Raw genomic sequence first — 21,019 nt, 5'->3', positions numbered from 1 at the left:
ATAATCTTGTTTCTGTGGTATGTGTTTGCGGAATTTCAACTTATATTGTTAAATATTTTTGGTTAATCATAAAGAGATACGAAAAATTTGATCTCTTCCTGTTTGCTGAAAATCTTTGATTTCCTGCGCCTTAAAACAGTTTCTCATCGAAATCCCTGCGCTCTTGTGAAAAACCAACCCCAATTGACAGTTTCTTGAAAATAAGCGAGAGTTCAAGATGAAAGCACTATCTTCAAAACATTCCCAATCACTAAAAAATAACATAGCATTAAGAAAAATACCCCTTGAAATTCGTTTTTAAACCTCAATTTTTTTGTAACTTTCGGTGTTTTAAAAATGAAAAGAATGACCTCAAAGGAAAAAGTGGCTGCACTTCGCGAAGAGATGCAGAAAAATAATATTGATGCATTTATAGTATATTCTGCGGATCCGCATATGAGCGAGTATCTGCCGGAAGAATGGCAGGAAAGGGCATGGCTTTCCGGGTTTCTGGGTTCTGCCGGTTTCGTGGTGATCACAAAAGATAAAGCAGGGCTTTGGACGGATGGAAGATATTTTACCCAGGCAGCCCTTGAACTTGAAAATTCAGGAATAGACCTTTTCAAAGACGGAATGGAAGGAACGCCCAACTATATAGACTGGATTATTTCCGAAATTCCTTCTGAGGGGACAGTAGCCGTGAATGCTATAGCAACTTCAAATGCCAACTGGGAACTGCTTTCGCAAAAATTCCAGACAAAAAATATTACGCTGAAAGATCTTCCTCTTTTAAAGGAAATCTGGAAAGACAGAGGAACACCTTCCAAAAATCCAATCTTTACACAGCCTGTAGAAAGAGCCGGAAAATCAGTAACTGAAAAATTAGGAGCTATCCGCCAGAAAATGGAAGAGCAGGAAGCTACCGTTCATGTCATTTCAAGTCTGGATGACGTAGCGTGGACCCTGAACTTAAGAGGAAGTGATGTAGAAAGTAACCCGGTATTTTTAGGATATATCGTAATCACGAAAAATGATGCGGTTCTGTTTACCGATCTTGAAAAGCTGGAAGTGGAGGCAAGAAAACAACTGGATGATGCTTTTGTGAAAATGATGCCTTACGAAGAATTTTATAACTTCCTGAGCGCATTTAAAGACGAGAAAGTACTGGTTTCTCCGAACAGCAACCAGATGATCTACGAAACTTTAAAAGCCGATAACCAGTTCCTGAAAGCACCGGTTCCGGGAAATCTGATGAAAGCCCAGAAAAACGAAACTGAGCTGGAAGGTTTCAGAACAGTAATGGTGAGAGACGGTGTAGCAATGGTGAAATTCCTTTACTGGCTGACGCATAATGCAGGAAAAGAAGCCATGAATGAATATTCTATCGGGGAAAAGCTGAGAGGTTTCCGTGCAGAAGGTGAAAACTTTGTAGGGGAGAGTTTCGGAAGTATTGTAGGCTATAAAGACAACGGTGCTATCATGCACTACTCAGCAAAAAGCGAGGGCAGTAAAGACGTTACGAATGATGCCAGCATTCTGGTAGATTCAGGAGGTCAGTATCTGGAAGGAACTACCGATATTACAAGAACATTTGCATTGGGAACAGTGTCAGACGAATTTAAAAGAAATTCTACGCTGGTTCTTCAGGGGCTGATCCGTTTGTCTATGGTGAAATTCCCGAAAGGAACAAAAGGAGTGCACCTTGATGCCATCGCAAGGCTTCCGCTGTGGATGGAAGGAAAAGATTTCAATCACGGAACCGGGCATGGCGTAGGAAGCTTTATGAATGTACATGAAGGCCCGCAGAATATCAGAAAAGATATGAATCCCCAGGATCTGCTCCCGGGAATGGTTTGCTCCAATGAACCTGGATATTATCTGGAAGGAGAATACGGAATCCGTCATGAAAACCTGATTGCTGTAAAAGAAGCAGAGAAAACAATTCACGGGACATTCTATGAATTTGAAACGCTGACGTTCTGCCCGTTCTTTAAAGACACGATTGTAAAAGACGTGCTTTCTGAAACCGAAATTGCATGGCTGAATGATTACCACAGAACCTGTGAAGAAAAAATAGGCCCTTACCTTGAAGGAGAGGTGAAACAATGGTTTCTGGAGCTGGTAAGTCCGCTTTAAAAGAAGATAAGTGAAAGATCAATTGTGAAAAGTGAATGGTGAATAGTCAATTGTGAATGGTCAATTGTCAATTGTGAATTTTAAAAATATAAAACTTTAAACCCTGAACTTCAAACTTTAAACCTTGAACCCAAAACTTTGAACATTTATAATTGTTAGATAAATTTTTGATGCCCTGCGGATTTCTCTGCGGGGCTTTTCATTTATACCACCGTATTTTTACGGAGATATTTTTAGGGATTCCCCTGACATAAACGAATACGGAGTGATCTATCTTTGCATCAGTAAGTACAAACAAAGACATCATTCATAACTTCATATACACTTAGTAAATTCAAAGCAGTAAAACCATTTCGTCCTGAAATGGTTTTATTTTTATCATTGATTCCGGAATATATAACGATAGTTTTACTGCCGGATCACCTGAACATTTTTATCCGATAATTTTTCTGAAATCCAGTCTTTCAGTTTTAATTCCTGGTCTTTTTCTTCTTTCACGGATTTGTACAAAATAATACTGCTTACCCTGGAACTGTCTGTGCCGGGATTGTTGGTGATCTTACCTATTGAAATATCATAGAATTCAGGGAAAAGAATTTTAATCTCCTTAACAACACCGGAATCTTTGATGGTGTATTTTTCAACTTTCTGCCTTAAATCATTAATGGCAATATCTTTTTCTGAAAGGATGCTCGTCTGCTGGCCAATTTCGTTCAGAATTTCAGATTTTATATCTGTTGCGTCCTGTTTAATAACCACTTCCGTATTGAGGATCCCCAAACTTTTAAGCTTATTATTCATTGCTTTCAATTCGTCTGCACTGAATTTTTTAGAGAGAAATGCCAGTTCAATTTTTCTGGGAGAAGCGTTGTAGTTTACCTTTTTATAAATAAGAGTGTAGCCTTTTTGGGAAAATTCTGTATTAAGGAACTGATCAATATGCTGATTGAATTTCTTTTCATTCAGTAAATTGTAGGCGAGATAAGAGCTCGGAACAATCATAATAATAATCAGCGCGGTAATGCCGTATCTGATCTGGAGCTCATATTTTTTATCCACCAGGCTGATAGGCTTGTATTTCAGATATTTAATAATCAGGAACGTAGCAATACAAATAAAAAAACAATTGATGGTATACAGATAAAAAGCCCCGAAAAAATAAATCCAGTTACCTACCGCCAAACCATATCCTGCTGTACACAGAGGAGGCATTAAAGCAGTCGCAATAGCAACGCCGGGTATAGGATTCCCTTTTTTCACCCGGGTAATGGCAATTACTCCCACCAAACCTCCAAAAAAGGCAATGAGAACATCATAGATATTCGGAGCTGTACGTGCCAGAAGTTCAGACTGTGTTTCTTTAAAAGGACTCAGGGAAAAGTAGATGAAAGAGACCAGTAAGCTTACTATAGTAGCAATCAGTAAGTTTTTCATTGATCTTTTAAGCAATTGGAAATTATAGGTTCCCAAAGCAAAGCCTGCGCCTACAATAGGTCCCATTAAAGGAGATATAAGCATTGCTCCGATAATGACCGCTGTGGAATTTACGTTAAGCCCGATTGAGGCGATAACAATGGCGCAGGCCAGAATCCAGAGATTGGATCCACGGAAAGAGATGTCATCACTAACGTTTTCCAGTACCCTTTGCTTATCTTCTTCTCCGATATGAAGGCTGATAAATCTAACGAACTTTTGTATCATTTGCTGTCATTTATAATTAAATTACCCTTCAATATACAACAATATTACGAAGCAGTTATTTTTCCTGTCCATAGTATACATGCTATGACCGGATATTTGCTTAATTTCGCTGAACATGGCATGCCCGGACGGATTCTGGGTATAATTTTGAAAAGATGATAGAACAGTTTTTCCGGAGTTTTGAACTATTCCCGGAGCAGGAAATCAAAGATTTTCTGCAGCTTTTTAAAGCCCGGAAAGTATTTAAAAATGATTTCTTTGTACAGGAGGGAGAAAACTGTACAGAGATTGCATTTATCGTATCCGGAATTTTCCGTTCCTATTATCTGTCGGATGAAGGAAAAGATATAACGTACTGTTTCAGGTTTCCCAATCAGATGATGGCGGCCTATTCTTCATTTATCTCAGATTGCCCCAGCCGGGAAAATATGCAGGCCATTACCGATGCCGACCTGTTGATCTTAAAAAAAGATGCTGCAGATCAACTGGTAAAAGATGATCTCAACTGGACTAAGTTTTTAAAGAAAATTGCAGAACAGGAATACCTCGAGCTTGAAAAAAGATTCTTTCAGCTTCAGCGTGACACTGCAGCGAAGCGGTATGAAATCCTGCTGGGCACACAGCCGGACTATGTTCAGACGATTCCTTTGCAGTACCTTGCTTCTTACCTTGGCATTACCCAGAGACATCTCAGCAGGATCAGAAAAGAAGTAAGTCTTTAGCGTATTGATCTTTCTTCAGCTCTAGCTTATAAAGTCTGTATGTCGTTTTAGACATTTGTCCTGTATTTCAGCGGTGCAGCTCTATAATTTTGTCAAAAAAAATATGGAGCATAATATTCTGGTTGTTGGAGGAAACGGCCTTGTAGGAAAAACCATCATCCGGATTCTGAAATCAAGAAACCCACACATACATATTTTCACGGGCGGCAGAAAAGGAGGAAATACGGAAAATGATCTGAAGATTGATGTCACAGACCCTGCTTCTTTTCAGGTGATCCCGGATAAGAAGATCAGTCTTATTATTCTGTCCGTTAATGACCAGTCCGATCATATTCTTCGCTTTGCGATAGACAACGGGATTGATTATTTAGATATTACAAAACCTACGCCTGACCTTGTCCGAGCTTATAATCTTGCGAAAAGCAGGAAAGTTAACAGCAGGATTGTTTTCAGTTCAGGATGGATGGGAGGAATTGTGAGCGGACTGGTAAAAACACTTTCACCGGGAAACTCTGATATACAGGAAGTGAAGCTTTTCGTTTATTATTCCGTGAAAGATCTGGCAGGAGAAAGCTCAGCGCATTTTATGGCTGAAAATGTAGCGAAACCGTTTATCCGGTATGAAAATAATAAGGAAGTTTCCATCAGACATTTTTTAGATTCTGAAAAGTTCGATTTCTCTTTTGGAATTGGCAGCCGGGAGGCCTATAATTTTGACGTCCCGGATCTGTATATTTTAAATCAGATTGGAAAAGTCCCTGGTGTAAATGTAAAAATGACCTATAATTCAAAACTGATTACCTGGCTGCTGGGTGCATTTCAAAAAATCAGAATTTTTAATATCCTATCCTTAAAAGAGAGGAGAATGATTTTCGGATCCAGTGGAAAAGGGGATCAGAGCGTATTTGAAATCATTGTAAAAACAAAACAGGGTAGTGAAAAGCTGAGCCTGAAGAGCGAAAAAGGTCAGGCCGAATTAACGGCACTTTCTGCGGTACTGCATACGGAAGAACTGTTGCAGAATATTCATGAAAACTCAGTCTGTTTCAGCCATCAGCTGCATCAGCCTTATTCTTTGATGGAAAAACTTAAAGCTTACGAAACCATTCAAATAAAAACATCAAAATGAAAAAAATAGCCATTATCAACGGGCATCCCAATAAGGATTCCTTTAACTTTGGACTTGCAAAAGCCTATAAAGAAGGAGCCCTGGAAGCCAGAACGGAAATAAAAGAAATCATCATAGCGGAATTAGATTTTGATCCCATCCTTCATTTTGGATACCAGAAAAGAATGGAGCTGGAACCGGATCTTCTGAAAGCCTGGGAGATAATCCAATGGGCAGATCATCTGGTATGGCTCCACCCGGTGTGGTGGGGCGGGTTGCCTGCCCTGATGAAGGGCTTCCTCGACCGGCTTTTTCTTCCGGGGTTTGCCTATCAATACAGGGAAAACTCAATCTGGTGGGATAAGCTACTGAAAGGAAAAACGGCACATATTATCACGACTCTGGACCAGCCGGGATGGTATTACCGTCTGTTTTACGGCAGGCCCAGCGTTAATCAGCTGAAAAAATCTACCCTGGAATTCTGCGGGATCAGACCTGTAAAGGTTACTTATGTGGGAATTATAAGAAATTCCACGGAAATGCAGCGTGGTAAATGGATTCGGAAAATAAAAGAACTCGGAAGAAAGCAAAAATAAACCATCATTGCAGCAGTCATTGCGAGGAACGTAGTGACGAAGCAATCTCATCTTAAATTTTAAACACTAATGTCACTAATGTTAACACAAATGCCACTAATCTAAATTCTGAAGGAATAAAAAAAGTTCCAATGAAAACAATAGACAATCTGTATAAAAGCCTCCGCTAAAAATTAACCCGAAAAAACGTAAATTTGCTCCATGAATAACGATACGATTTGCGCACTGGCTACGGCCAACGGAGTAGGAGCTTTAGGGATTATCCGGGTTTCCGGAAATGATGCTTTACCGGTGGTCCAGAAAAGCTTTCCGACTAAAAAACTGGAAAATCAGCCGTCTCACACCATTCATTACGGTTATTTTATGGATGGGGAAGAAGCAGTGGATGAGGTGATGCTTTCTATTTTCCTGGCTCCGAAAAGCTTTACTACGGAAAATTCTGTGGAAATTGCTTTTCACGGTTCACCGCATATCGGAAAACGTATTCTGGAAACTCTGATCAAAAACGGGGCGAGAATGGCTAAGGCAGGGGAATTTACCCTTCGTGCGTTTATCAATGGAAGAATAGATCTTTCGCAGGCAGAAGCCATTGCAGACGTGATTGCATCAGAAAACGAAGCGTCAAGAAAAGTGGCGATCAACCAGCTGAAAGGCGGCATTACCAATGAAATTTCTATATTGAGAACAGATCTTCTGAATTTTGTTTCGCTGATAGAGCTTGAGCTTGATTTTGCGGAGGAAGATGTGGAGTTCGCGGATAGAACAGCGCTTAAAGGACTTTTAGATAAAATTGAACATAAATTAGAATCCCTGATCGAAAGTTTCCAGTACGGAAATGCCATTAAAAACGGAACCGCAGTTGCCATTATCGGAAAACCGAACGCCGGGAAATCCACCCTGCTGAATGCTTTGCTGAAAGAGGAAAGAGCGATTGTCAGTAATATTGCGGGAACCACAAGGGATACCATTGAAGAAGTGCTGCATATTAAAGGCCACGCTTTCCGTTTGATTGATACGGCCGGACTCCGTGAAACCATGGATGAGATTGAAGCCATCGGGGTGAAAAAAGCAAAGGAAAAAGTAGAAAATGCCAATGTCCTGGTATATCTTGCAGACGCAGCTACAGAAGATTATTCGGAAGATATTGAAATGATCAGATCTTTGCAGAGAGACGACCTGAAGCTGATTATCTGCGCTACAAAAATTGATGAAGTACTGCCTCCGAAATATGAGTCTGTAGAAGATATTTTCAGAAAAGAAATCGATCAGGAATTTGATTTTATCAGGATTTCTGCCGTTGAAAACCAAAATATCCAGGATCTTAAAAACGAACTCTCTTCTTACGTTGAGCAGTTAAAGTCCCAGGAAAGCAACGTCATCATCACCAACCAAAGACACTTTGAAGCCCTGCAGAAATCCCTGGAGGCTACCCATAAAGTGAAAGAAGCTATTTCTTTCCAGATCTCCACAGAACTTTTAGCTTACGAGCTGAGAAATGCTTTGGAACACCTCGGCGAAATATCCGGTGAAGTAACTAATGATGAGGTGCTGGGGAATATTTTTTCTAAGTTTTGTATCGGGAAATAATATAAATAGCTGAAAATCAATAACTTAAAATAATTAAGTAAATCCTTTTAAATATACTATATATCACTGTATTACAGTAATTTATGTGTTTTACAAAAGAAAATTAGCACTATAAATCAGTTAAATTTGTCCCCAGTTTTGTCCCCCTAGTTCCAAAATAAAAATCGTACGATTTTATTGGTTAATTCACTGCACTTAATATATACTAGCATACTTTAAATGAATGAATTAATATTTATTTAAAGGTAATTCTTTAGAACTTTTACAGCCTTTTTTATAATAATTCATTTTCATACAAAACGATTTAGATTTAAACAATTACCATTAGTATAAAGGTTAATTTACTGTACTTAATGAGTCTAATTTCTATATAAATTGATTAACAATTATCAGTTGCAAATACAGGTATAACTATCTCTGAGAAATTTGACAACCAAGTATAAAATCCACTCTCATAATCACTATTCCTTTAGATATATATAAATCTATCAAAACGCATTGAAAAGATAAAGCAATCTATAAATACTTAAATATCAATTGATACTTCTTTTAAAATATCACTATCTATAATTTGAAGATAAAACAGAGGTAAGTATAAAAAAATGGGAGAACCATTCAGGAACTTTTGGATTTAACACCATTTTTTAATGAATATATTATTTTTATTATTAACATTCAACAAATGCTTAATATTTATTACTTTTAATTATCGGATCGTTCGTTGCACAAACTCATATGTAATCGGAAATTTTAAACTATCAGGCTTGGAAAATAACCCGTTAATCCAATTGATCAATAGCATTCAGTGTCTTTTTCCACTGAATGATGAGGAAGTCCTGCTTTTGGAGGACCATGTTAGCATTTTCAACGCAGACATGGGAAGCCATGTGATAAACCCATTATCCGTTGCGGCCAAACTCTTTTTCCTCCAAAAAGGGATCATAAGAAGTTTCTATCAAAAGGATTATAAAGAAATCAATACTGAATTCTTTTTTGAAAATGAATTTTTTACTGCGTTTACAAGTTTTCTTACTCAGGAGAAAACCAAATTATGTTTCCAGTGTATTGAACAATGTGATTTGATAAGTATACCAAAGGCTCTTATGGACAAACTGATCCGGGAGGATACCAAATGGAATATTTTATTGAATAATATTCTGGCCAAAGAATATATCAAAAAATGCCGTAGGGAAAGTTCGTTTCTGCTGCTGGATGCCAATGAACGCTATCACTATTTTCTAAAACAGTTCCCGAATGCAGATACACAGATTCCGCTTTTCCATATCGCTTCTTACCTTGGGATCAGCCCTGAAACACTTAGTAGGATCAGGAGTAAAAAAATCAATCAAATTGATCTAAGTCAAGTAAACAATATTTAGATTTTCACACTTTTGTCATAGTAAAATTGAAATATCCTATGGAAAAAAGAGTAAAATTTGACTTCAAGATATTCTTTACGAATGGTGGCAGTATCAAAGGTGAAGATTTTAGGCTGGATATATTCGGAGACGATATCAGCGACAGAGTCCTGGCCGACTACATTGTTAAAGATATGCGGCTGCTAATGGTAGGGCAAGTTAATATCCTTAACAAGAAAATCCTTGTTGAGCCTCATAAACGCAAACCAATTGATGAAAGTGTGGCAGAAGAATTGTTAATAGATTTGAGTCATACAATAGAAGATGGTCTGATAACTTACAAGGGGCTGCAGGCACCACATATTTGCGACTATCTCTCCAGGGAGCAGTCAAAACAAAACTATGACGGGGATACATCTTTTCAGATTGGAAAAATTGAGATGGTCACCAACACCGGAACTTATATTGATTGCCCCTTTCATAGATTTGCTGATGGTAAGGACACAGCCCAAACGGCATTAAAGAATTTTGCGCAGCTTGAAGCAGTAATGATCCATATACCGTTTACAGAAACCCTGACAATTACGGACGATCATCTTAAGAATAGAGAAATCAGAAATAAAGCGGTATTAATACAGACCGGTTGGGATAGACATTGGAATACGGAGCTATATTACCAGGATCATCCTTATCTTACCGAGCAGGCGGCAATATATCTTAGGGATTGTAACGTCAAACTTGTAGGTATTGACTCCCATAATATAGATGACACGGCTGGCAGAACAAGACCTGTTCATACGGTGCTGTTGGGTGCTGGGATTTTAATAGTTGAACATCTCTGCAATTTAAATAAATTACCGGCTGAGAATTTTACGTTCACAGCCGCTCCACCAAAATTTAAAGATGTTGGGACTTTTCCGGTCAGGGCTTTTGCTTCGGTTGAAAAGAAATAATTATATTCAATTGGACTCATTTTAAAAGGAGATAAACATGGCAAATAGCACTGGATTAACAAAAGATGCAGGCTGGCAGTTCGGAATCAGAAAAACTATGCCAGCGAACCTGAAAACACTGTGGAATGACTTTTTTTCAGACCGGGGATTAAGCTATTGGTCTGAAGGTGTAGACCAGAATTTTTCAACTTTTAAGGAATATTCGCATATCCGGACAAAGTGGAGGCACAAAGATTTCACTGAAGACGCAAACTTACAGATCAGATTTATTCCGTCCAAAAATAAAGATAAGACAACAATTTCGATTCACGTTGATAAATTAAAAAATGAAAGTCAACGTGAGGTGACCCGAGAATATTGGTCAAAAGTGATTGAAGATCTTAACCTGTTAATGCAAACATAAACCCTGCGCAGAGGTATTATTCTAATTTTCCCTGCCTTCCAAAACTAACTCAAATAGACCGGGATAGCTCTTTACAATGCCCTTCTGATCGACTGTGATTGACGAAGAAAATTCTGTATCAAGATTGTCGTACAGATATTCGTCCTTCTTCTTTCTGCTATAAAGCTGCTTAGCTGGCTTTATTTCATTTTCGAGAATATTGATATAAACTACATCAATATAGGCCGACTGACCGATGTTCAATAATAAATTATTGATGGGCAGGGTATTGGTGAAGGGAGTGACCGAAATATCAATATAGAGAAATTCATTAAACTCGGCTCGAAGCATTCCATTGATCGACCATTGACCCTCAGATTTTGTTCCCACAACTACATTTCCTTGGCCATCAATTTCTGTTTTTATTTCAAATTCCTGTATGCACCAATTTTTGTCAATTTTTAAAATATAATTTACATTATAAACTCGGTTCATATAGTTACCAATGATAGTTGATTCCACATAGAAGGCATCATTTTTCTTCTCGATCCTGCAATTTTCCCAGGATTTATAAAGCAAGCCTTTCCAGACGATTTTTCTCATTTCGATATGTTTTACACTACATTTTTCCACTCTTATTTTCTGAATATTTTTATGAACGTTTATTTGAAATCGATTCCTTTTCCCAATACCGTTCAAAATAGCCCTAAAAACTCAATTTCTGTGATTATGCTATTACTTTAGCAAACTCCATTAATATGAATCCTTGCAGTTACTACCTAAATTTATTGTATTATATGTTCTAATCATTTAGAAGATCTTCATGCTAGTGGTACAGTTATGATGATGGATACAATGCTCTTTATCAATACTGCTCTTAGAATGAATTTATAATGCCTTATAGTAATATGGTGAATAGCAAATAACATACCCATCAATTTGTAGTCTCCGTTAGCACTCAAACTATAATCCAGGACAATCTCACCGGTTAACTGTTTTTGATGCTGGGCATCAACCTTTTTTGTGATGGGCTTCTTTTTGGATATCATGGTTCTTACACATCGGCAATATCTTTTAATCAATAATAAGTATTTCTTTTCGGAACCGCGCCAGGCTTAATGCAGCAGAAAGCCCTGAATAGCTTCCTCCAATTATAATGACATCAAATATTGTATTCTTAATCATAATAATAAGTTATTTCCTTTATATCGAAATAAACATGTAAATAAGTGGTATACCAGAGTTAGTATAGAATTTTTCTATTTACAATTCTAACTATCTTTTCTCGTTCCATTTTTTTTATAACTCTAATTGTAGTTTCAACGCATAAACCCGTTAATGATCCTAATTGCTGTCTTGTCATTGGAACCTCAAACGTGAATGGTGTAGCAGTATTTCCATGTTCCTGTTTCATTAGCTCCAGAACCTCTTTTAGTCTTTCAACCGCACTGTGGCACGATATTTTTTGCATAAGGACGAATTTACGATAAAGATGCTTTGATAGTGATTTGCATAAGTCCACATAAAGGTTGGGGTTTTGGTCTAAATAATGAAGTAATTTATTCGAGCATAATTTAATAATAGTACAGTTTGTAATAGCTACAGCATTCATAGGATACATGTTTTCTGTATATAACATATACTCTCCAACAGGATCTTTGGAAGTAAGAATACTTTGAATAAATTCTTTACCTGAACTATTATAGTTATTTAGTTTAACATCGCCGTTAACTAGCTGAAAATAAAATTTGGGATTTGCGCCTTCGTGGAATATATAGTCTCCCGGATTATAATGTTGTTCTACGGCTCCGATGGAACGTAGAAGTTCTTCTTTAAAAAGCATACTTTTAATTTTTGTGGTTAGTGATATGAATGGACTTGAATTCCTAATGTAGGATCATCAGCGTAATACGGGTATCGTAATTTTGCTGCATGTTACAGTATGTTTTTAAAGCAACATTCTAACTTAGGTTGGTCGAAAATCATGAAGTGAATTGCGCCTTTTTAATAATATTTATTAGACGATATTCCATATGAAAGTTGCTAAAGCTCCATAATTTGTTAGGAGATTATATAATTCATCAGCAATTAGTATGCAGCAAATATAATGCGAACACTATTTAAATAATATGTTTTGAATCATACTATGTATGTTTTATCTTTTTTTTAATCATAAAGTTAATTGATTGTAAATGTAAAACATATTGATGGACGCACTTATATACCTATTTTACGCCTTAAATTATAAATACGTTAATTAAATCATAATTATTTGATTTTAGATCGTATTAGGATTTATATGTTAATTTCCAGTAGCTTAAAACAAAAACATGGAAATAGATAACAGATTAGGATATAGCTGCTATATATAGATATAATTATTTCTTCGAAAGATTCCTCTTTCCAATACCAATTATCATGAGTAGGTTTTAGTAAAATATTTTACTGTTAATCAATTTTAATATATGACCACTTTCCATTTTCTTAATAGTTCTAATCACGGTTTCAATTCGTAAACCTGTGATGGCAGCCATCTGTTTTCTGGTTAAATAAACCTCAAAAGAATATTTTTCTTTGTTATTGCTGTAGCTTTTAAAGTAGTCAAGAATTCCCAAAAGCCTCACCTCTGGTCTCAATGATAAATTATGCTGCATCATGACAAATTTTTGGTACAATCGTTCGGATATAAACTTGTTGATATCTAAAGATACATTCGGATGATCAGTAAGTAATTTAAAGAAGTTGTCTTTAGGAATGGTAATGATTTCACAAGGAGTTAATGTTATCGCATTGACAGGATATTTTTCGGTGATAAAAAGGAGCAACTCACAAACACTCTGTCCTGAAAACAAAATACTTTGAATAATCTCTTTCCCGTCTTCATCGTAATGATTTAATTTAACTCTGCCCTCTATTATCTGATAATAAAGTTTTGGAGTATTACCTTCCTGAAACAGTGTTTCATGGGCTTTAAACTGTGATGTTTCTGCACCGTATAACTGCAAAAGATTTTGATCGATAATCATAATACTATTATGTTTTTGAATAAAAGTTAGTAGAATATCAAAGATTAATATTCCTGATTATACTAAATCTTTTAGCAAGAAAAAGCACAATTGTTTTCTAAAGATAATATAAAACCAGCAACCAAAAATCTCTTGATTATATTGCTTTATAGAATTTTTAAATACACATAGGTAAACTTGTTCAATTGACGATTGACATTTTGTACTCATAATTCGTACGTATGATTTAGGTCATACATGTGAAGTGTCCTTTACCATTACCTTTGAATGCTAGTTAATTGTACACTTATCAGTGATATATGTCACTTTTTTTTAATCCTGCAATTTAATTAGTACAAGTTTAATACCCCCTAATAATTTTTTCAATATGCTGGTTGATGAAGATTTACTCTTTCATTATGGAGGACAATTAGTGAAATTCACCAAAAATGATATGATATTTAGAGAATCGGAAATACCAAAATTTTATTTTCAGATAAAATATGGCAATGTAAAAATCAACAATTATCATCAGGAAGGAAAAGAATTTATCCATAGTTTACCTTCGGCCGGGCACTGTCTTGGAGAAACTTTTATATTTTCCGAAAGGCCTTATCCAGTCAATGCAGTAGCAATGAATGATGTAGCAGTTATTAAAGTTGGAATAGCTAGATTTTTTGATCTGATTCACAGTGATAAAAGCATATTATTTAAACTTTATCAATATACCGCTGAAAGAATGCACTACCGTTATGTGATGCTAAATAATTTATCATCCACAAACACCTTCAGTAAAATAATCTGTGTAATGGACTGTTTGAAGCAATATCATAATGTGACAGAACAATACGCCTATCAAATTCCCTATACCCGTCTTGAAATTGCCTCACTAACAGGACTGAGAATAGAAACTGTGATAAGAGTATTAAAAAAAATGGAACGTGAAAATATTGTAAAAAATATTGGTGGAAAAATATTTTATTAATCATTTCAATCATGCCTATTTATCATATTAACATTCGATGCCATCTGATGATTGGAATAAATTTAACCAGACCAAAGAATTTAAAAAGCATATTCTTCATACTTGGAATAGATAAGTGGCAATAAATACTTCAACATTTATATTTTTTTTAGGTATTGCTGTGATAAATTATTGCAATATGACCTAAGTCATAAGGTAGATTTTTATGGAGTTGTAATTTTGAAATACACCATAAAATAAAAATTATATGAGCACCAATTATAAATACACACAGATTAACCTGTGCGGCTTACCATTTTATAAAGCAATTTAGAAAGTAGATGATATTCCGCTCCATTTTTTAATGTGTACAGTTCGTTTAATTATTCTCCTTTTTCCAAAAGAAACTTTATTCATAATATAATAATGAGTTGGATAATCATCCTAAAACAATTTGCCGTATCGCATTTGCTGATATTGTAAATTAAATACTAAGTCAACATCACATACATCAAATCGCAATAAGAAGAAATATGGAAAATGAAAATTTGGGATCAAACTCGAAGCGTGATCAACTTCAAGATCATACAACGGATAACAGCAATGAAAAACTGACCACTAATCAGGGATTAAAGATCAATAACAATCAGGACTCTCTGAAAGCAGGAGAAAGAGGACCTTCTCTTCTTGAAGATTTTATTCTCAGAGAAAAAATTACTCATTTTGATCATGAACGAATTCCGGAAAGAGTAGTTCATGCAAGAGGTTCCGGGGCTCACGGTGTTTTTAAATTAAATAAAAGTCTGGCAAAATATACGAAAGCTAAATTTTTAAACAATATCGATGAAGAGACTCCTGTATTTGTGCGTTTTTCTACCGTTGCCGGAAGTAGAGGAAGTACAGATCTTGCCCGAGATGTAAGAGGATTTGCTGTGAAATTTTATACTGAAGAAGGCGTTTATGACTTGGTTGCCAATAATATGCCTGTCTTTTTTATTCAGGATGCAATCAAATTTCCGGATCTGGTCCATGCGGTAAAACCAGAGCCGGATAATGAGATTCCGCAAGCTGCTTCGGCTCACAATACTTTTTGGGATTTCATTTCATTAATGCCAGAGAGTACCCATATGATTATGTGGTTGATGAGTGATCGTGCGATCCCGAGAAGCTTCCGTATGATGGAAGGTTTTGGCGTGCATTCCTTCAAATTTATCAATGAACAGGGCGATGTACATTTTGTGAAATTTCATTTTAAACCCAAATTGGGAGTCCATTCGGTGGCGTGGCCCGAAGCACAGAAAATTTCAGGAAATGATCCAGATTTTCATCGCCGTGACCTTTGGGAAGCCATTGAGAACGGAGCTTTCCCTGAGTGGGATTTCGGAGTGCAGGTAGTTCCTGAAAAAGACGAGCACAAATTTGATTTTGATCTCCTTGATCCTACAAAAATTATCCCGGAAGAGCTTGTTCCTGTGGAACTTGTAGGAACTTTAACATTAAACCGAAATCCGGATAATTTCTTTGCGGAAACAGAGCAGGTAGCATTTCATCCCGGTCATATTGTTCCCGGCATAGATTTTACCAATGATCCTCTTTTACAGGGAAGACTTTTCTCATACACCGATACTCAGCTTACCAGATTAGGTTCTCCGAATTTTCATGAAATTCCGATCAACAGGTCCATTACAACCATTCAAAATAATCAGCGTGATGGACACATGCGTCAGCAGATCGTTAAAGGAAAAGTAAGTTACGAGCCTAATTCAATGGGTGGAGGGTGCCCTTTTCAGGCCATGGTGAAAGAAGGTGGTTTTGTCTCCCAGGAGGAGCGGGTAGAAGGACATAAAGTAAGGGCAAGAAGCTCAAGCTTTGTAGACCATTATTCTCAGGCAAAATTATTTTACAACAGTCAGTCTGCCTTTGAAAAAACGCATCTGCAAAATGCATTGGTTTTTGAGCTTTCAAAAGTAACGCTTCCTGCCATCAGAGAACGAATGGTGGGTCAGTTAGCTTTTGTAAACAAAGATTTGGCTCAGGAAGTAGCATCCAGATTAGGTGTTGAGGTTAAAATTCTCGATCAGCCCAATCAAAGTATTCCTGCAGATGCCGATCCAGCAAGTCTCCAAAGTGCAGAAACTGAACCTTCCATAAAATTTTCAGAAGCGCTGAGTATGGCCAATACTGTTAAAGATACCATTGAGAGCCGTGTAATTGGCTTTATGATGACTGATGGGTTTGATGCTGCTTCTACCGATCATTTAATAGAAAAATTAGAAGGGCTGGGTGCAGTTGTACAATATATTGCGGATTCCGTAGCACCGGTAAAATCTTCGGACGGCCAGACGTACATTCCGGATCATTCATTATCTACAACTTCAAGTGTTTGCTTTGATGCCCTGTATATCTGTGGCGGTGCAAAATCTGCAGAAGGATTTGTAAAGCCTGGAAATAAAAATATGACGGTTGATTTTATTAATGAGGCATTCCGTCACTGTAAAGCCATTTACTTTGGGTATGATACTGAAGTAATCAAAAACCTTACAGATGTGGCATCGATCAAACATGATGATCCTGGAGTAATTTCTGCTAAGGATGCTGATTCTGATGACTTATTTGTTGAGGCGATAGCTAATCACAGGGTTTGGCAGTTTGAAAAAGAAAGAAACGGATTAGTATAAAAAATGAGTAGAAACTACTTGACATTCATATCAACACCAACAAATTAAAATATTATGAAAAAGACAATTCTAATCTTTGTAACCATTGCTGCAATAACGGCATGTAACAAAAAAGAAACCGCTACTGTTGATCATTCGGCTGATCACAGCGAAATGTCAGCTCCTGTGGATTCGGGTGCAATGCCTGGAGATTCTCTTTCAACTTCCCAAACGTCCTCTGAAACAACATCATTAAATGATCAGGATCGAAAATTTGCTGATGCAGCAGCAAAAGGAGGAATGATGGAAGTGATGGCGGGAGAATTAGCATCCCGAAATGCGACCAACCCAACAGTTAAAAAACTGGGTGAAATGATGGTAAAGGATCACACCAAAGCCAACGAAGAATTAAAGCAGTGGGCTTCTAAAACGGCTTACACTTTACCTGCCGCCTTAGATGCAGACCAACAGAAAAAATATGATGATCTTAAAGCTAAAAAAGGAGCTGATTTTGATCGCATGTATACTGATATGATGGTTAAGGATCATGAAAAAACAATAGCTGATTTTAAGAAAGAAGCTGCTGACGGCTCCGAATCCTCTCTGAAAAATTTTGCCACTAAAATTCTTCCCACTTTAGATCATCATTTAATGGAATCTAAAAAAGCAAAAGATGATGTAAAATAATGTCGAATAAATATCCGGTAATCTGCCTTGAAAGGGTTATCGGATATTATTCGAAAGACTGTATATTGTTTCTGAAAATCTGATGCTGACGGATTTGATTGTTTACATTATTGATTTGTAAGCCAGAAAATTAATGTTTTATAAAGACAGTATTTAATCTTTACTGCCGGCTGCATTTTATTACTGGAATAATCTACTGGTTTCAAAATCTATCATCATAAGGAATTCCAAATTACCCAATGCCACAGCCGTGCTAGTGCTCGGAATTTCTTCTGTAGCCTTATGCTGCTGTTATGGAATCCCGGGAATACTAACCGGAAGCATCGCTCTCTTTCTTTACAGAAGAGATAAAAAAGTATATGATAAAAATAAAGGAAACTATACCAATTTCGACAATTTAAAAACAGGAAGAGTGCTAAGCATTCTCGGGATTACTTTAAGCTCCCTTTGCCTCATGTATTTATTGTCGATACACTACCTGTAGCTGTTTAGGAAGGAGGAGATCCTCTACCATTGCTGAAGTATAAAAAACTTTAGCCAGGTCTCTCGTCAGCCATTTTAATCAAATTACAATTTGAAATGTCCAATGCATGAGCTTTTAGAGTCTGATGATCACATTGATAACGTATAAACACCAAACTATAAAATATAACAATATGAAAGCAGCAGTTTTTCATTCGCCGGGTAACATTACCTGCGATACCGTCGATGATCCAAAGATTGAAGATCAAAATGATATCATCCTTCGTGTAACTTCCACCGCAATCTGCGGTAGTGACCTTCACATGTATTCGGGAGGAATTCCTCAGCCGCGTCCTATGGTAATGGGACATGAGTTTATGGGAATTGTGGAGGAAGTAGGAAAAAACATCAATCACCTACAAGCGGGCGACAGAGTTGTGGTACCATTTCCGATTGCATGCGGAGGGTGTTATTTCTGCCAGCATGATTTACCATCAGGCTGTGAAAACTCCAATATAGAAAATTACGGTCCCGAAGGGGGTTTGGTTACTGAAAAAGGTGGCGGCATGTTTGGTTATACCGATCTGTATGGTGGGTATAATGGCGGGCAGGCACAATATGTAAGAGTTCCCTATGCTAATTTCGGACCTAGAAAGGTTTCTGATTCATTGACCGATGAACAAGTGCTTTTTCTTACCGATATTTTTCCTACAGGGTATACCGGCGTAATGTGGGCGGACCTTAAAGGCGGAGAAACCGTAGCTATTTTTGGTGCAGGGCCGGTGGGATCAATGGCGGTAAAAAGTGCCATTCTTCATCATGCAAAAAAAGTAATTGTTATTGATACCCTTCAATATAGATTGGATCAGATAAAAAATCTTACAGGATGCGAAACCATTCTTTGGGAAGATGCCAAACAGACTGTTGACGAAATCAGAAGCATGACCAATGGCAGAGGTGCCGATTTATGCATAGATGCAGTAGGCTTTGAACCGGACAGAAATCTGATAGACAGAGCAAAGGCAGTTGTCAATTTTGAAAAAGGTTCTATCAAAGTGCTGGATGCGTGTATGAGTGGCGTAAGACGCGGAGGTTTTGTTTCCATATTAGGAGTCTATCCCATGAATTATGACAATTTTAGGGTAGGTCAGCTTTTTGATAAAGGCATTACGCTTAAAGCGGGGCAATCTCCGGTTCATGCAATTATTGATAAATTAATGAAATATGTGGAAACCGGGCAGGTAAAACTTGATGATATCATAACGCACCGCCTTTCCCTTAATGAGGTGGCAAAAGGATATGAAATATTTGATAAAAAGCAGGATGGATGTGTAAAAGTAGTGCTTGATCCCTGGAGATAAATAAAAGCTCTATGGTATTAGGAGAGGCGTATTGTTAATTAATTAAATGTATTCTCATGGAATTTAAACAGTCTTTGTTGGATTATATCGGCGGGGCACTGAAATCTGCCCATGAATCAGTTTCTGTGGCAGAAAGTGTTACTGCTGGCTGCCTGCAGTTTTCACTTTCGCAGATGAAAGATGCCTCTGAATTTTTTAAAGGCGGCATAACCGCCTACACTCTTGAGGAAAAATTGAAACTTTTGAAAGTTGATGAGCAGGAAGCGATAAAGTGTGATTGTGTTTCTAAGGAAGTTGCCGATGAAATGGCGTTGAATGTTAGTGCATTATTCAATACAGACTGGGGAATATCTGTCACCGGATATGCAACTCCTGTGAAAGAATCGGATCAAAAAATTTTCGCGCATTTTTCATTCGCCTACAAAAATGAAATCATTTTATCCAAGAAACTGGAACTGCACCATAAAACAAAGGCTTCAACAGCCCAGCTGTATTACACGGAATTTATTCTCGGATGCTTTAAATGTGAACTCAATCAAATGATTATTTTAAAATAAACGATATGGAAATCAAAAATCAATATGTACTGATCACTGGTGCAACCAGCGGAATCGGATATGAACTGGCGAAATTATTCGCAAAAAATGGCTACCATCTGGTTATTGTATCGCGCAGTCATGATCAACTGCTTGAAAAAGCCAATGAATTTAAAAAATATGGTGTTAAGGTGATAACCCAGGCAAAAAACCTCTTTAAAGAAGATGATGTTTTTTCTATGTATGCCGAACTTAGACTCAACGATATTAGCCCGGAAATATTGGTGAATGACGCAGGACAGGGCTTCTATGGAAAATTTGAAGATACAGACATACATCGGGAATTGGATATTGTCAGGCTCAATATAAATGCAGTTCTGATTTTAACCAAACTTTTCCTAAAGGATCGTATCGGCAAAGGATCAGGGAAAATACTGAATCTGGCTTCAATCGCAAGTAAAGCACCCGGTCCATGGCAATCAGTTTATCATGGAAGTAAAGCTTTTATCCTGTCATGGTCTGAGGCGATTCGTGAAGAGTTAAAAGATACCGGAATTACGGTTACGGCACTTCTTCCAGGACCAACCGATACGGATTTTTTCAACAAAGCCCATATGAACAGAAGTAAGATTATGGAAGATAAAGAGAGTTTCAGCACTCCGGAAGAAGTGGCTAAAGATGGCTATGAAGCCCTGATGAATGGAGAGGATAAAATAATCTCGGGGTTGAAAAATAAATTAACGGTAGCCATGTCTAATCTGGCAAGCGATAGCATGGCAGCATATCGTATGGGAAAAATGCAGGAACCACAGGATGTATAAATTT

General features: G+C 37.1%; 19 protein-coding genes and 1 pseudogene. 15 read left to right on the top strand and 5 right to left on the bottom strand.

Going from position 1 to position 21,019, the window contains the following annotated elements:
* Positions 1-345: 345 nt before the first annotated feature.
* Positions 346-2,115 carry an aminopeptidase P family protein gene (locus B7E04_RS18040; RefSeq protein ID WP_080780741.1) on the top strand — a complete coding sequence of 590 codons (1,770 nt, stop codon included), beginning with the start codon at positions 346-348 and terminating at the stop codon, positions 2,113-2,115.
* 408 nt (positions 2,116-2,523) lie between these two features.
* Here the strand turns inward: B7E04_RS18040 and B7E04_RS18035 are convergent, their stop codons facing one another.
* Positions 2,524-3,816: a DUF389 domain-containing protein gene (locus B7E04_RS18035; RefSeq protein ID WP_080779951.1), complete on the bottom strand. Its 1,293-nt coding sequence runs from the start codon at positions 3,814-3,816 to the stop codon at positions 2,524-2,526.
* 155 nt (positions 3,817-3,971) lie between these two features.
* Between B7E04_RS18035 and B7E04_RS18030 the strand changes: the two genes are divergently transcribed.
* The 7 genes from B7E04_RS18030 (at position 3,972) to B7E04_RS18000 (ending at position 10,543) form a co-directional block, all read left to right on the top strand.
* The gene (locus B7E04_RS18030; protein WP_080779950.1) at positions 3,972-4,538 is read left to right on the top strand and encodes a Crp/Fnr family transcriptional regulator; all 567 of its coding nucleotides are present in this window, start codon (positions 3,972-3,974) and stop codon (positions 4,536-4,538) included.
* A 103-nt stretch (positions 4,539-4,641) separates the two neighbouring features.
* Positions 4,642-5,667, top strand: coding sequence for an NAD-dependent epimerase/dehydratase family protein (locus tag B7E04_RS18025; RefSeq protein WP_080780740.1), 1,026 nt, complete (start codon positions 4,642-4,644; stop codon positions 5,665-5,667).
* Positions 5,664-6,242, top strand: coding sequence for an NAD(P)H-dependent oxidoreductase (locus tag B7E04_RS18020; protein ID WP_080779949.1), 579 nt, complete (start codon positions 5,664-5,666; stop codon positions 6,240-6,242). The genes B7E04_RS18025 and B7E04_RS18020 overlap by 4 nt, the downstream gene beginning before the upstream one ends.
* Positions 6,243-6,443: 201 nt before the next feature.
* Entirely contained in the window at positions 6,444-7,829 is a 1,386-nt protein-coding gene (mnmE, locus tag B7E04_RS18015; protein WP_080779948.1) for a tRNA uridine-5-carboxymethylaminomethyl(34) synthesis GTPase MnmE, read from the top strand.
* Positions 7,830-8,932: 1,103 nt separating this feature from the next.
* Positions 8,933-9,208, top strand: a complete 276-nt coding sequence (locus B7E04_RS22240; RefSeq protein ID WP_165439468.1) for a Crp/Fnr family transcriptional regulator — start codon at positions 8,933-8,935, stop codon at positions 9,206-9,208.
* 38 nt (positions 9,209-9,246) lie between these two features.
* Positions 9,247-10,140 (top strand): cyclase family protein, encoded by an 894-nt coding sequence (locus B7E04_RS18005; RefSeq protein WP_080779946.1) that lies wholly within the window; start codon positions 9,247-9,249, stop codon positions 10,138-10,140.
* 37 nt (positions 10,141-10,177) lie between these two features.
* Complete coding sequence (locus B7E04_RS18000) at positions 10,178-10,543, top strand: hypothetical protein (protein ID WP_080779945.1); 366 nt, start codon at positions 10,178-10,180, stop codon at positions 10,541-10,543.
* A gap of 21 nt (positions 10,544-10,564) precedes the next feature.
* Here the strand turns inward: B7E04_RS18000 and B7E04_RS17995 are convergent, their stop codons facing one another.
* The 4 genes and pseudogenes from B7E04_RS17995 to B7E04_RS17980 form a co-directional block, all read right to left on the bottom strand.
* A complete protein-coding gene (locus B7E04_RS17995; RefSeq protein ID WP_139785438.1) occupies positions 10,565-11,125 on the bottom strand; it encodes a putative glycolipid-binding domain-containing protein in 561 nt (186 codons plus the stop codon).
* Between the two features lie 474 nt (positions 11,126-11,599).
* Positions 11,600-11,707, bottom strand: a pseudogene (locus B7E04_RS22020) (NAD(P)/FAD-dependent oxidoreductase); the annotation flags it as partial.
* Between the two features lie 58 nt (positions 11,708-11,765).
* Complete coding sequence (locus B7E04_RS17985; RefSeq protein WP_080779942.1) at positions 11,766-12,365, bottom strand: Crp/Fnr family transcriptional regulator; 600 nt, start codon at positions 12,363-12,365, stop codon at positions 11,766-11,768.
* A gap of 586 nt (positions 12,366-12,951) precedes the next feature.
* Positions 12,952-13,548: a Crp/Fnr family transcriptional regulator gene (locus B7E04_RS17980; protein WP_080779941.1), complete on the bottom strand. Its 597-nt coding sequence runs from the start codon at positions 13,546-13,548 to the stop codon at positions 12,952-12,954.
* A gap of 367 nt (positions 13,549-13,915) precedes the next feature.
* Here B7E04_RS17980 and B7E04_RS17975 point away from each other — a divergent pair, with 367 nt between their 5' ends.
* From B7E04_RS17975 to B7E04_RS17950, 7 genes are all read left to right on the top strand, one after another.
* The gene (locus B7E04_RS17975; protein ID WP_080779940.1) at positions 13,916-14,512 is read left to right on the top strand and encodes a Crp/Fnr family transcriptional regulator; all 597 of its coding nucleotides are present in this window, start codon (positions 13,916-13,918) and stop codon (positions 14,510-14,512) included.
* A 512-nt stretch (positions 14,513-15,024) separates the two neighbouring features.
* Complete coding sequence (locus tag B7E04_RS17970; protein WP_080779939.1) at positions 15,025-17,169, top strand: catalase; 2,145 nt, start codon at positions 15,025-15,027, stop codon at positions 17,167-17,169.
* 54 nt (positions 17,170-17,223) lie between these two features.
* Positions 17,224-17,835 (top strand): DUF4142 domain-containing protein, encoded by a 612-nt coding sequence (locus tag B7E04_RS17965; RefSeq protein ID WP_080779938.1) that lies wholly within the window; start codon positions 17,224-17,226, stop codon positions 17,833-17,835.
* A 250-nt stretch (positions 17,836-18,085) separates the two neighbouring features.
* Positions 18,086-18,319, top strand: coding sequence for a CCC motif membrane protein (locus tag B7E04_RS22490; protein WP_228439980.1), 234 nt, complete (start codon positions 18,086-18,088; stop codon positions 18,317-18,319).
* 172 nt (positions 18,320-18,491) lie between these two features.
* On the top strand, positions 18,492-19,658 hold the full coding sequence (locus tag B7E04_RS17960) for a zinc-dependent alcohol dehydrogenase (protein WP_080780739.1): 1,167 nt from the start codon (positions 18,492-18,494) through the stop codon (positions 19,656-19,658).
* Between the two features lie 56 nt (positions 19,659-19,714).
* On the top strand, positions 19,715-20,215 hold the full coding sequence (locus B7E04_RS17955; RefSeq protein WP_080779937.1) for a CinA family protein: 501 nt from the start codon (positions 19,715-19,717) through the stop codon (positions 20,213-20,215).
* A gap of 5 nt (positions 20,216-20,220) precedes the next feature.
* A complete protein-coding gene (locus B7E04_RS17950; RefSeq protein WP_080779936.1) occupies positions 20,221-21,015 on the top strand; it encodes an SDR family NAD(P)-dependent oxidoreductase in 795 nt (264 codons plus the stop codon).
* Positions 21,016-21,019: the final 4 nt, after the last annotated feature.

The sequence above is a fragment of the Chryseobacterium phocaeense genome, from assembly GCF_900169075.1.
Lineage (GTDB): Bacteria > Bacteroidota > Bacteroidia > Flavobacteriales > Weeksellaceae > Chryseobacterium > Chryseobacterium phocaeense.
Note: the sequence above shows the minus strand (reverse complement) of the source record. Positions and strands in the feature narration are given on the sequence as shown.

What these genes read in the sequence shown, in the direction of transcription:
- B7E04_RS18020 (WP_080779949.1), top strand. Translation starts at nt 5,664, where the DNA reads ATGAAAAAAATAGCCATTATCAACGGGCATCCCAATAAGGATTCCTTT.
- B7E04_RS18005 (WP_080779946.1), top strand. Translation starts at nt 9,247, where the DNA reads ATGGAAAAAAGAGTAAAATTTGACTTCAAGATATTCTTTACGAATGGT.
- B7E04_RS17985 (WP_080779942.1), bottom strand. Translation starts at nt 12,365, where the DNA reads ATGCTTTTTAAAGAAGAACTTCTACGTTCCATCGGAGCCGTAGAACAA.
- B7E04_RS17955 (WP_080779937.1), top strand. Translation starts at nt 19,715, where the DNA reads ATGGAATTTAAACAGTCTTTGTTGGATTATATCGGCGGGGCACTGAAA.
- B7E04_RS17980 (WP_080779941.1), bottom strand. Translation starts at nt 13,548, where the DNA reads ATGATTATCGATCAAAATCTTTTGCAGTTATACGGTGCAGAAACATCA.
- B7E04_RS17970 (WP_080779939.1), top strand. Translation starts at nt 15,025, where the DNA reads ATGGAAAATGAAAATTTGGGATCAAACTCGAAGCGTGATCAACTTCAA.
- B7E04_RS17950 (WP_080779936.1), top strand. Translation starts at nt 20,221, where the DNA reads ATGGAAATCAAAAATCAATATGTACTGATCACTGGTGCAACCAGCGGA.
- B7E04_RS18025 (WP_080780740.1), top strand. Translation starts at nt 4,642, where the DNA reads ATGGAGCATAATATTCTGGTTGTTGGAGGAAACGGCCTTGTAGGAAAA.
- B7E04_RS17995 (WP_139785438.1), bottom strand. Translation starts at nt 11,125, where the DNA reads ATGAGAAAAATCGTCTGGAAAGGCTTGCTTTATAAATCCTGGGAAAAT.
- mnmE (WP_080779948.1), top strand. Translation starts at nt 6,444, where the DNA reads ATGAATAACGATACGATTTGCGCACTGGCTACGGCCAACGGAGTAGGA.
- B7E04_RS22240 (WP_165439468.1), top strand. Translation starts at nt 8,933, where the DNA reads ATGGACAAACTGATCCGGGAGGATACCAAATGGAATATTTTATTGAAT.
- B7E04_RS17965 (WP_080779938.1), top strand. Translation starts at nt 17,224, where the DNA reads ATGAAAAAGACAATTCTAATCTTTGTAACCATTGCTGCAATAACGGCA.
- B7E04_RS18040 (WP_080780741.1), top strand. Translation starts at nt 346, where the DNA reads ATGACCTCAAAGGAAAAAGTGGCTGCACTTCGCGAAGAGATGCAGAAA.
- B7E04_RS18000 (WP_080779945.1), top strand. Translation starts at nt 10,178, where the DNA reads ATGGCAAATAGCACTGGATTAACAAAAGATGCAGGCTGGCAGTTCGGA.
- B7E04_RS17960 (WP_080780739.1), top strand. Translation starts at nt 18,492, where the DNA reads ATGAAAGCAGCAGTTTTTCATTCGCCGGGTAACATTACCTGCGATACC.
- B7E04_RS18035 (WP_080779951.1), bottom strand. Translation starts at nt 3,816, where the DNA reads ATGATACAAAAGTTCGTTAGATTTATCAGCCTTCATATCGGAGAAGAA.
- B7E04_RS18030 (WP_080779950.1), top strand. Translation starts at nt 3,972, where the DNA reads ATGATAGAACAGTTTTTCCGGAGTTTTGAACTATTCCCGGAGCAGGAA.
- B7E04_RS17975 (WP_080779940.1), top strand. Translation starts at nt 13,916, where the DNA reads ATGCTGGTTGATGAAGATTTACTCTTTCATTATGGAGGACAATTAGTG.